We start from the raw sequence: 9,425 nt of genomic DNA, 5'->3' as shown, positions 1-9,425 counted from the left end.
CGGGGCAGTCCCGGACTCACACCGGGTTCCCTCTTACGACACCCACCACACAAAGCGCAGGCGAACCAGCAACACCAAGAACCATACATGTAGTGGCAGCAGCACGACACCACCCCCAGATATTGGGCGTGTCATCAACGGGGTTTCCGTACCAACGCATACCGAAGACTCCCGGCAGACGGTCTGCCGGGAGTCTTCGAACGGCCGGGTGGCGGGGCTTATGCCGTGGCCGGCGCCTGCACGGTCCGGGGTTCGGCGGCGGCACGTGCGAGCAGCCGTTCGGCCATCGGCGCGAAGCACAGGCCGATCGCGGTCCACATGATCGCCTGGGCGGCCACCGAGTACAGGCGGAAGGAGAACAGCACGTCCGCCGGGAAACCCGGGTAGACGACCTGTCCCTGCGGGTCCCTGAGCGGCAGCGGCGTCTCCGTCGCGTGCCGGCCGTACTCGTGGACGTTCGCCGACAGGTGCCCCAGTGAGGGAAGCGCGAACATCACGATGCCGAGCGCGACGACGCAGGCCAGCCCGGCCAGCAGGGTCGCGTTCCAGTTCCCGAACCGGGGCTTGAGCCGCTGCCCGAGCCAGACCGCCAGGAGCAGGAACGCGATGGAGAACCCGACCATCAGCAGGTACAACCCGCCCCGGTCGCGGATCGTCTCCTCATGACCGATCGCGGGCGGGTTGGCCGGGTACTTGACGAAGGGGATCAGGTAGAAGCCCAGGAACCCGCCGAGCGCCACCAGCAGCGCCAGCGTCCGCGGCCGCAGGTTGCCCGTGCGGCCACAGGCCAGCAGGTAGGCCACCGCGTACAGGCCGCCCATCGCGGCGCCGAACACGATGATGCCGACGCCGATCCCCACGTTGGCCTGGATCGTACGGCTGAAAAGGTCCGGGCCCGCGGCCTCCGGCGTGATGCCGGCCGCCTTGTCGAGCATCGCCTGCGCGGCGTCGCGTCCGCTCTCGTAGTCGATGGCCCGCTGGATCTGCGGCTCGGCGAAGATCCGCGCGAACACGAACGCCAGAACCCCGCCGATCGCACCCACGAGCAGCCCACGCACAATGAATCGCCGTTCCACGGCGCACTCCTCAGATGTGGTGTCGCGAGTCGATCAGTGGCAGGGGAAACCGAGGAAGTGACGCGCGTCGTGAACGAACTCGTGGATGTACATGTTGTTGCCGAACACCGAGGTCGCACCCTGGTCGACGCCGATGAAGTAGTACGCGGCCAGGCAGAACAGCACGGTGCCGAACAGCCACAGAGCCGCCCGGGTACCCGGCACCACGACCGGAGTCGTACGCGGGGTGGGCAGCGTCGACGTGGTCATCGCAAGAGCCTCCTAAAGGGATCCGGCGTCCCTGACACGGGTGGAGCGCTTCGATGGCGGAGGGTCTGACTTCCCGTCCCGTGGGCCGGATCACAGTGGCGCGACCGTGCCGGATTTACACCGGCTTCCTCTTACCATCACGTTCGTCCGGATCGTACGACCGGGGATCGACGCCGTCAATCGACAGGGGAGGTCACGCGACCTATGACCGTCCGACTCGTGCTGGTGGCACACGCGGCCACCGAGGCCACCCGGCAGGCCCGCTTCCCCGCCGACGACGTATCCCTCGACCCGAACGGCACCGCGGCGGCCGTCGCCGCGAACGGCGCGTTGCGCCGCATCACGACGGCCTGTCGCGGCCCGGAGGAACGTTGCCGCCGGACCGCCGCCGCGCTCGGCCTCGACGCCGTGACCGACCCCGCGTTGGCCGACCTGGACATCGGTGCATGGCGGGGCACGACCCTGACCGAGCTGGAAGCGGACCACTCCGCGGACCTGTTCGCCTGGCTGACCGACCCCGACGCGACCCCACACGGCGGGGAGTCGCTGACCGGCCTCCTCGCCCGTGTGGCGCGCTGGCTGAACGAGCTTCCCACCGGGACCGCCCGGATCGCGGCCATCACCCACCCGGCGGTCGTCCGCGCCGCCGTCCTGCACGTCCTCGGCGCTCCGGCCGCGGGCTTCTGGCGGCTCGACGCCGCCCCCCTGTCCCAGACCTGGCTGACCCACCACGGCGGGCGCTGGCAGCTACGCGAGACCGGTCACCCGCTCACACCGGCAGTCGCCGTGCCTCATCCGGAGTGACGGTGAAGACTCCGTGGAGGACGTGCGCGAGGATCTCGGCCCCGCGGACCACCCGGGGGCCCGGCCGGTTGAAGTAGGCGGGGCCGTCGAGCACCCACACCCGGTCTTGGCGCACGGCGGGCAGCTCGGCCCACCCCGGCAGGCTCGTCAGCACCGCCTGCTCGGCCTCCGTGCGTTCCGGGCCGAACCCGCACGGCATGAGCACGATCACCTCGGGCTCGGCGGCGCGGAGCGTCTCCCAGGTCATCGGCCTGGTGTGCTCTCCCGCCTCGGCGATGAGCGGGGCGCCTCCCGCGAGGCCGATCTGGTCGGGCACCCAGTGGCCGGCCGGCCACAGCGGATCCAGCCACTCGATCGCCGCCACCCGTGGCCGGCGTCCGCCGGGCACGGCGGCCCGTACCCTCTCCAGCCTGGCGCGCAGCCCCGCGACGAGCCGGGCGGCGGCCCCCGGGACGTCGAGGGCCGCACCGACACGCTCGACGCACGACAGCACGTCGGCCAGGGTCCGAGGCTCCAGGCTGATCACGCGTGGCGCGGCCTCCAGCACACGGACCGCCTGTGCCACCCCGGCGTAGGAGACGGCGCAGACCTCACAGAGGTCCTGTGTCAGCACCACGTCGGGGGCGAGCTCGGCCAGCAGTTCGGTGTCCAGGCCGTACAGCGACGACCCCTGGTGGGACGCGCCGCCGACCGCGTCGGAGATCTCCCGGCTGCTCATCCGCTCGGTGAGGGGTTCCGCCACGGTCACCACGGGCACGGAGGCGACCGCGTCCGGCGGCCAGTCGCACTCGTGCGTACGCCCCGCCAGCCGCCCGGCGAGCCCGAGCTCCGCGACGATGTCGGTCGCGGCGGGCAGCAACGACACGATGCGCATACCCGCCACGGTACTCAGGCGCGCTCAGCCCGGGGCGGCGTCGTCGCCCCAGATGCCGGTGACCAGGTGGATGTAGTGGGCGGCGGGCGGCAGGCCGGGTTCGGGCTCGGCGCCGAGCATCGCCAGGCTCAGCTGGGCGTGCATGTCGGCGATTTCGGCGAGGGCGTGCCTGCCGCCCGGGTTGTACCAGTTGGCGACGCCGCTGCACATCTGCAGCAGGGCGAGCCGTGCCACCGAGAGGTCGGGGACCTGAAAGGAGCCGGACGCCTGGCCCTTCTCGATGACCGATCCCCACACGTTCTCGTACTCATCGCGCAGCGCGGTGATCGGACGGCGGCGCTCCGGTGAGAGTGCGCGCAGCTCGGTGTCGACCACGGCCGTCTCGGCCTTCCGCAGGGCGTGGGCCACGACGTGCGTCCGCACCAGGCCGTTCATCGCACCCACCGGTGAGGGCGACTCCGTCAGGACCTGGCCGGCCGCGGTGAGCAGCCGGTCCAGGCTCGTCTGCATGATGTCGACGAGCAGGTCCTCCTTGGTCCCCATGTAGTGGTAGAGGGTCGCCGAGGACAGACCGACCGCGTCGGCCAGTTCGCGGATGCCCGTTCCGTGGAAACCCTTGGTGGCGAACAGGGCGACCGCGGCGGCGCGGACCCGGCCGTCCGGGTGGGGTCGGCTCACGGGGCGCTCCACCGGTAGCGGGTCCAGCCGCCGACGGGCTCGGCGCCGAGGCTTCGGTAGAACTTCTCCGCCCCGTCGTTGCCGTGCGCGACGTCCCACTCGACGCGACCGCTGGTCAGTGACCGCAGGGCGGACAGCAGCTCGCGGCCCAGGCCGTACCGGCGGTATTCGGGTTTGATGTAGAGGTCCTCCAGCCAGATCCCGGCCCGGGTGTCCCAGGAGGAGAACGTCGGGTACCACAGCGCGAAGCCGGCGATGACATCCGGGGCGTCCGGCGGCGTGGCGATGTGCGCCCTGGCGACCGGATGGTCCCCGAACAGCGCGTCGTAGGTCTCCTGCCGATCCAGCCGCACCCGGTCGGCGACCCCTTCGTGGGCCGCGTGGGCCAGCAGCAGGGCGCAGATCTCCTCGAAGTCGGCGGGTTCGATCGGGCGTACGGACATCAGGCCTCCTGGAGTCGTCCGCCGACGAGCGTGGCCAGCACGCGGATGCCGGCGATGTCCTCGGCGGCGGTGGACGTGGGATCGGCGGACAGCACGGCGAGGTCGGCGAGCTTGCCGGTGGTGATGCTGCCCTTGCGGTCCTCCTCGAACGCGGCGTGGGCCGAGCCGAGGGTGTAGGCGTGCAACGCCTCCATAGGGGTGACTCCCTCCTCCGGGACGAACGGCCGGCCGCTCTCGGTCCGGCGGCCGACCATGGCGCGCATACCGAGGAGCGGAGCCCCGCGTACGACGGGCCGGTCCGAGCTACCGGGGACGACGAGCCCCGCGTCGAGGAGGGACCGGTGCCGGTAGCACCCGCGCACGCGTTCCTCTCCCAGCGCCGCGCGCATGCCGTCGCCGATCTGACCGACGAAGGTGTGCTGGGGCACCGGGACCACGCCCAGTTCGGCGAGGCGGGCGACCTGGCCGGAGCGGGCCACCCCGCAGTGTTCGATCCGGTGCCGCGGATCGGGGCGCGGGAACCGGGTCTGCGCCTCCTCGAAGGCGTCCAGAACCAGGTCGATGGCGCGGTCGCCGATGGCGTGGGCGGCCACCTGCCAGCCCGCCGCGTGCGCGCCGACGATGCGTTCGCGCAGTTCCTCGGCGGGGAGCTGGAAGTAGCCGCGGTTGCCGGGCTGGTCGGCGTAGTCATCGTGCATCGCCGCGGTCCGGCCGATGAGCGAACCGTCCGCGAACACCTTCACCGCGCCCAGCCGCAGCCGGTCATCGCCGAACCCGGTGCGCAACCCCAGGTCGAGCCCGAGCGCGCCCGGGGCGCCCTCGATGGCGTGGATGGTGTCGCCGGTGACCATCAGGCGTACCCGGACGCCGAGAGCGCCGGTGTCGAGGGCGTCCTGATAGGCGGCGGCCTCGGTCGGCGAATGGCCGATCCAGCCCAGTCCGATGCCGGCCTCGGTGCAGGAGGTGATGCCCTCGGCGCGGTAGCGCTCGCTCGCGGCCGCGATGGCCTGGACGAGCTGCTCGCGCGGCAGCGGGTACCGCAGGTCGCGGACGAGCTGCTGCGCCGCCTCCTCCAGGAGCCCGGTGTCGGGGTGGACCACGCCGCCCTCCGGCGGCCGGTCTCCGATCTCGCGCAGCAGCCGGCCGCCCACCACCGACATGTGCGCGGAGGTGTGCCGGAGCCATACCAGGTGGTCGGGCGCCACCGCGTCCAGACGGTCGCGGTGGGGGTGCCCGCCGAGTTTGTTCTGGTCGTAGCCGGAGCCGATGATCCAGGTACCCGGCGGCTGGGAGCGGGCGCGTTCCGCGACCGCGTCGTACACCTGCTCCAGGGTGTGCGTCGGCGGGGTGGACAGGTCGAGCTCGGTCAGCGAGAGACCGAAAAGGATCATGTGGTTGTGCGCGTCGTCGAAGCCGGGCACGACCGTCGCTCCGGCCAGATCGACGACCTCGGCGGCGGTGACGCCGTCCAGCTCGTCGTCGAGGCCCACGATCCGGCCGTGGTGGATGCCGATACGGCGGGCCGACGGGCGGGTCGGGTCGACGGTGACGGCCGACAGGTTCGCCAGGATCGTGTCGATGCGCATCAGGTCACGTACCTTTCCGCGAGCGTGCGGAACCAGGGGCTCCACGGCTCGGCGCCCGATGAGCCGATCTTGACGATGGTGCGCCGGCCGGTCGCGTACTCCGGTGTCCCGGCCGGGGCGGCGCAGCGGAAGCGGTGGACCGCGCTGGTCGTCCCGACCCGGTCGAGCCACAGCTCGACCCGCATCGGGCCCGGCGCGACGACCGGCGTGTGGAACTCGATCGCGAACGCCCGCACGGCGTACCGGAGGTCCTCGTGCCGGTCCTCCAGGCGCTGCCAGCCCATGCCCTCGGCCTCGTTCCAGGCCGACAGGGCCCGTTCGACGTGGACCGCGAAGCGGCTGTTGTGCAGTGTGCCGTTGGGGTCCATCTCGTCGAAGAAGACCGGGCTGTCCCACGCGAAGTGGGCCTTCGTCGCGCTCATGACGCCGCCCGGTCGTAGGCGCCGGCGGCCTCGCGGGGCAGCGCGCCCTTGGCCACGCGCTCGGAGGCCGTCATCGGCAGCGCGTCGCGCAGTTCCCAGTAACGCGGGACCTTGAAGTAGGCCAGGCGCTCGCCGCAGTAGGCGGCCAGCTCGGCGGCCGAGACCGTCCCGTCGGTGGCGACGTATGCCATCGCCTCCTCCCCCCGCAGTTCGTCCGGGACCGGCACCAGCGCGGCGGCGCGGACGGCCGGATGTCGCAGCAGGACCTCTTCGACCTCGGCGGCGGAGATGTTCTCCCCGCTGCGCCGGATCGTGTCCTTCAGCCGCCCGGTGTAGTAGACCCGACCCTGCTCGTCCATCCGGCCCAGGTCACCGGTGTGGAACCAGCCGCGGCGGAACGCACGCGCGGTCGCCTCCTCATGGCCGAGGTAGCCGTCCATGAGACCGATCCCGCGCAGGACGATCTCACCGACAACGCCGCGTTCGACCGGTTCGTCGGCCTCGTCGACGATGCGGACGTCGCGGTGGGCCAGCGGCCGTCCGACGCAGCCGGTGCCGACGGTCTCGTCGTGGTCGTCCGGACCGATCCGCAGGTCGGCGCCGGTCTCGGTCATGCCGAACGCCTCGTGCCACGGCACGCCCCAGCGTTCTTCCAGATCGCGGTGGAGCGTGGGCGGGATCGCCGAGCACTGGATCGCGCGCACCGCGTGGTCGCGGTCATGTGGGTCGGTCGGCATCCGCAGCAGGAGCGACGGCATCAGGCCGAGGCAGTAGAAGTAGGTCACGCCGTACTCGCGGACCTTGTCCCAGAAGGTGGCGGGGTGGAACCGGTCCAGGACCACCAGGTGGGCGCCGGAACGCAGTCCGGCCAGGACGTTCCACTGCGGGTCGATGTAGGAGAACGGCTGGCAGGTGAGCATGATGTCGGTCTCGCCCAAATGGGGGAAGGCCGTCACCATGCTGTCGGCGAGCGCCGTCCAGTAGCGGTGCGAGAGCAGGCAGCCCTTGGGCAGGCCGGTGGTCCCGGAGGTGTACTGGATGTTGAGCAGGTCCTCGGGCCGGCTCCGGTCCAGCGGGACCTCCGCCTCCGGCGCCCGATCCCCCAGGTAGTGGACCGGTACGCCGAGCCGGTCGGCCAGATCGGCGTGTGCACCGGTGGTGACCAGCAGCTTCGCCCCGGAGTCGGTCAGCACGTGGCCGGCGTCGTGGGTGCGGTAGTTGAGGTTGACCGGGACCAGGGCGGCGCCGAGACGGGCCAGGGCCAGCCACAGCAGCGGGAAGTCCGGGATGTTCGGCAGCAGTGCCGCCACCCGGTCATGGCGCCGCACGCCCAGCCCCGCGAGCGTCCGGGCGAGCGCCTCGCTGCGGTCGGCGACCTGCCCGAAGGTGAGCGACTCCCCGATCTGGTCGAAGGTCCACGCCGTACGGTCCGGCCGACGTTCGGCGGCCCGCACCACCAATGTCGCCACGTCCGCGGTCGTCATCGGCTGCGCCACTCCTCCTGGACCCGGTCCGCCTCACCGGCGTACTCGGTGAGCTGAGCGTCGGCGACCTCGCGGGCGAACGCGTCCTCGACCGTGCCATCGATGCCCTGGTCGATGGCGTGCTTGGCGAGGGTGAGGGCGTACGGTGGCCTGGCGGCCAGGTCGGCGGCGAGTGCCAGCGCGGTCCGCTCATGCTCGCCGTCCGGGACGACCCGGGCGACCAGCCCGAACCCGGCGGCCTCCGCGGCGCCGAAGTGCTCGCCGAGCAGGATCAGCTCCTTGGCCTTGAGCGCGCCGACGGCGGCCGTGAGCAGCCGGGAGATCCCACCCGTCACGCTCAGTCCGACCCCGACCTCCGGAAAGCCGAATTTCGCGTTCTCGGCGGCCACCACCAGGTCGCAGCCCAGGGCGAACTCACAGCCGGCGCCCAGGGCGTACCCGTGCACCGCGGCGATCACCGGGAACGGGGCGCGCCGGATCTCCCGCGTGACCTCCTGGATGCGGTCGAGGCGCTCGCGGCTCGCCGCCGCCTCCAGCACCGGCGTCTCGGCCTTCAGGTCGTGGCCCGAGCAGAACGCCCGGCCGTTGCCGGCCAGCACGGCGGCCCGTACCCGCTCCGTCCGCGCCCGGGCCAGGGCCCGCACGAGCTGGTCCACCAGCTCCGGGACCACGGCGTTGAGCCGCTCCGGGCGGTTGAGCCGGATCCGTGCGACGCCGTCTTCGACGGCGAACTCCACGACAGACGCCACCGAACCTCCCTGCTATATTGACCTGCACAAACATCTCGATCGATCGATCGATAGGCTATGTGCGGCCGTCGCCGGGCGTCAACGGGGACCGACGGCGCAGCAGGTAGGTGTCCATGATCCAGCCCTTGCGCCGCCGGGCCTCCGCGCGCAGCGACACGATCTGGTCGGCGACCTCGGCCACCGGACCCGACACGAGGATCTCGTCCGGTGTGCCCAGGTAGGCGCCCCAGAAGATGTCGGCATCGGGCTCGGCGAGCTCGGCGAAGGCGGTGTGGGCGTCGAGCATCACCACCACGTCGTCCACACCCGCCGGCCATCCTCGCGCGAGACGCCGGCCCGTCGTGATCTGCACCGGCCCGCCGACCTGGTTGAGGCCCGTCCGATGCCGCGCCGCGAGGGCCGAGACGCTGCTGATGCCGGGCACGACCTCGACCTCGACCGGCACCTCACCGCGCTCGTGCACGTCGGCGAGGATCGCCAGCGTGCTGTCGTACAGGGCCGGGTCACCCCACACCAGGAAGGCGCCGGTCTCGCCCTCCTCCAGGTTGTCCGCGATCAGCCGCGCGCAGACGTCGGCGCGGCGACGGCGCCAGTCGTCCACGGCCTCGGTGTACGCCGAGGCCGTACGGTCGCGGTCCGGGTCACGTCCCCACACCATCCGGTAGTCGCGATCGCGCACGTACCGGTCGAGGATCTCCTGCCGGAGGTCGGTCAGCTCCTGCTTGACCGCGCCCTTGCCGAGCACGAAGAACACGTCGACGCGGTTGAGGGCGTTCACGGCCTGTACGGTCACCTGCTCGGGGTCGCCCGCGCCGATGCCGATCACGATGATCTGCCTCATACCGCCCAGTTTGTCCCAGCCCAGTGGCCCTAACGTGGGGGGATGCGCGTTCTGCTGCTCGGCGGCACGAATGAGGGTCGCCGGCTCGCCGCGGCGCTCACGCGGCGGGCGGGATTCGACGTCATCACCTCGCTGGCCGGGCGGGTCGCCGAGCCCGCGCTGCCCGCGGGCCGTACCCGCGGCGGCGGCTTCGGCGGTGGCGACGGGCTCACCGCCTGG

At 72.0% G+C, this 9,425-nt stretch carries 12 protein-coding genes and 2 riboswitches; of the genes, 2 read left to right on the top strand and 10 right to left on the bottom strand.

Annotated features, from left to right (window positions below; all coding sequences use genetic code 11):
• Nucleotides 1–85, bottom strand: a riboswitch (cobalamin riboswitch). This riboswitch is flagged as partial in the annotation.
• Between the two features lie 133 nt (nucleotides 86–218).
• Together ACFFNX_RS32520 and ACFFNX_RS32515 are read right to left on the bottom strand one after the other, a co-directional pair.
• Entirely contained in the window at nucleotides 219–1,076 is an 858-nt protein-coding gene (locus ACFFNX_RS32520; protein WP_378209699.1) for a CbtA family protein, read from the bottom strand.
• A 33-nt stretch (nucleotides 1,077–1,109) separates the two neighbouring features.
• Nucleotides 1,110–1,325, bottom strand: a complete 216-nt coding sequence (locus ACFFNX_RS32515; protein ID WP_378209698.1) for a CbtB domain-containing protein — start codon at nucleotides 1,323–1,325, stop codon at nucleotides 1,110–1,112.
• 7 nt (nucleotides 1,326–1,332) lie between these two features.
• Nucleotides 1,333–1,505: riboswitch (cobalamin riboswitch) on the bottom strand.
• 24 nt (nucleotides 1,506–1,529) lie between these two features.
• Here ACFFNX_RS32515 and ACFFNX_RS32510 point away from each other — a divergent pair.
• The gene (locus ACFFNX_RS32510; RefSeq protein WP_378209697.1) at nucleotides 1,530–2,129 is read left to right on the top strand and encodes a histidine phosphatase family protein; all 600 of its coding nucleotides are present in this window, start codon (nucleotides 1,530–1,532) and stop codon (nucleotides 2,127–2,129) included.
• Here the strand turns inward: ACFFNX_RS32510 and ACFFNX_RS32505 are convergent.
• From ACFFNX_RS32505 to cobF, 8 genes are read right to left on the bottom strand one after another with little or no spacing between them, the layout of a single operon-like run.
• Nucleotides 2,095–3,003: a cobalamin-binding protein gene (locus tag ACFFNX_RS32505; protein ID WP_378209696.1), complete on the bottom strand. Its 909-nt coding sequence runs from the start codon at nucleotides 3,001–3,003 to the stop codon at nucleotides 2,095–2,097. The genes ACFFNX_RS32510 and ACFFNX_RS32505 overlap by 35 nt on opposite strands.
• 24 nt (nucleotides 3,004–3,027) lie before the next feature.
• Nucleotides 3,028–3,681 carry a TetR/AcrR family transcriptional regulator gene (locus ACFFNX_RS32500; RefSeq protein WP_378209695.1) on the bottom strand — a complete coding sequence of 218 codons (654 nt, stop codon included), beginning with the start codon at nucleotides 3,679–3,681 and terminating at the stop codon, nucleotides 3,028–3,030.
• Entirely contained in the window at nucleotides 3,678–4,124 is a 447-nt protein-coding gene (locus tag ACFFNX_RS32495) for a GNAT family N-acetyltransferase (RefSeq protein ID WP_378209694.1), read from the bottom strand. The genes ACFFNX_RS32500 and ACFFNX_RS32495 overlap by 4 nt, the downstream gene beginning before the upstream one ends.
• On the bottom strand, nucleotides 4,124–5,710 hold the full coding sequence (locus ACFFNX_RS32490; RefSeq protein WP_378209693.1) for an amidohydrolase: 1,587 nt from the start codon (nucleotides 5,708–5,710) through the stop codon (nucleotides 4,124–4,126). Before ACFFNX_RS32490 ends, ACFFNX_RS32495 begins: the two co-directional genes overlap by 1 nt.
• On the bottom strand, nucleotides 5,710–6,132 hold the full coding sequence (locus tag ACFFNX_RS32485) for an acyl-CoA thioesterase (protein ID WP_378209692.1): 423 nt from the start codon (nucleotides 6,130–6,132) through the stop codon (nucleotides 5,710–5,712). Before ACFFNX_RS32485 ends, ACFFNX_RS32490 begins: the two co-directional genes overlap by 1 nt.
• Nucleotides 6,129–7,616 (bottom strand): AMP-binding protein, encoded by a 1,488-nt coding sequence (locus tag ACFFNX_RS32480; protein ID WP_378209691.1) that lies wholly within the window; start codon nucleotides 7,614–7,616, stop codon nucleotides 6,129–6,131. Before ACFFNX_RS32480 ends, ACFFNX_RS32485 begins: the two co-directional genes overlap by 4 nt.
• The gene (locus tag ACFFNX_RS32475; RefSeq protein ID WP_378209690.1) at nucleotides 7,613–8,365 is read right to left on the bottom strand and encodes an enoyl-CoA hydratase/isomerase family protein; all 753 of its coding nucleotides are present in this window, start codon (nucleotides 8,363–8,365) and stop codon (nucleotides 7,613–7,615) included. The genes ACFFNX_RS32480 and ACFFNX_RS32475 overlap by 4 nt, the downstream gene beginning before the upstream one ends.
• A gap of 55 nt (nucleotides 8,366–8,420) precedes the next feature.
• Nucleotides 8,421–9,206 carry a precorrin-6A synthase (deacetylating) gene (cobF, locus tag ACFFNX_RS32470; RefSeq protein WP_378209689.1) on the bottom strand — a complete coding sequence of 262 codons (786 nt, stop codon included), beginning with the start codon at nucleotides 9,204–9,206 and terminating at the stop codon, nucleotides 8,421–8,423.
• Nucleotides 9,207–9,248: 42 nt separating this feature from the next.
• On the opposite strand from cobF, the gene ACFFNX_RS32465 reads away from it, so the two are divergent.
• A partial coding sequence (locus ACFFNX_RS32465; RefSeq protein ID WP_378209700.1) for a precorrin-6A/cobalt-precorrin-6A reductase occupies nucleotides 9,249–9,425 on the top strand: 177 nt, incomplete at its 3' end.

It is taken from the genome of Actinoallomurus acaciae, from assembly GCF_042429965.1.
Taxonomy (GTDB): domain Bacteria; phylum Actinomycetota; class Actinomycetes; order Streptosporangiales; family Streptosporangiaceae; genus Actinoallomurus; species Actinoallomurus acaciae.
This window is presented reverse-complemented; position numbering and strand designations above follow the sequence as displayed.

Coding starts and splice junctions, on each gene's coding strand:
- ACFFNX_RS32515 (WP_378209698.1), bottom strand. CDS start 1,325: ATGACCACGTCGACGCTGCCCACCCCGCGTACGACTCCGGTCGTGGTG.
- ACFFNX_RS32510 (WP_378209697.1), top strand. CDS start 1,530: ATGACCGTCCGACTCGTGCTGGTGGCACACGCGGCCACCGAGGCCACC.
- ACFFNX_RS32505 (WP_378209696.1), bottom strand. CDS start 3,003: ATGCGCATCGTGTCGTTGCTGCCCGCCGCGACCGACATCGTCGCGGAG.
- ACFFNX_RS32495 (WP_378209694.1), bottom strand. CDS start 4,124: ATGTCCGTACGCCCGATCGAACCCGCCGACTTCGAGGAGATCTGCGCC.
- ACFFNX_RS32490 (WP_378209693.1), bottom strand. CDS start 5,710: ATGCGCATCGACACGATCCTGGCGAACCTGTCGGCCGTCACCGTCGAC.
- ACFFNX_RS32485 (WP_378209692.1), bottom strand. CDS start 6,132: ATGAGCGCGACGAAGGCCCACTTCGCGTGGGACAGCCCGGTCTTCTTC.
- ACFFNX_RS32480 (WP_378209691.1), bottom strand. CDS start 7,616: ATGACGACCGCGGACGTGGCGACATTGGTGGTGCGGGCCGCCGAACGT.
- cobF (WP_378209689.1), bottom strand. CDS start 9,206: ATGAGGCAGATCATCGTGATCGGCATCGGCGCGGGCGACCCCGAGCAG.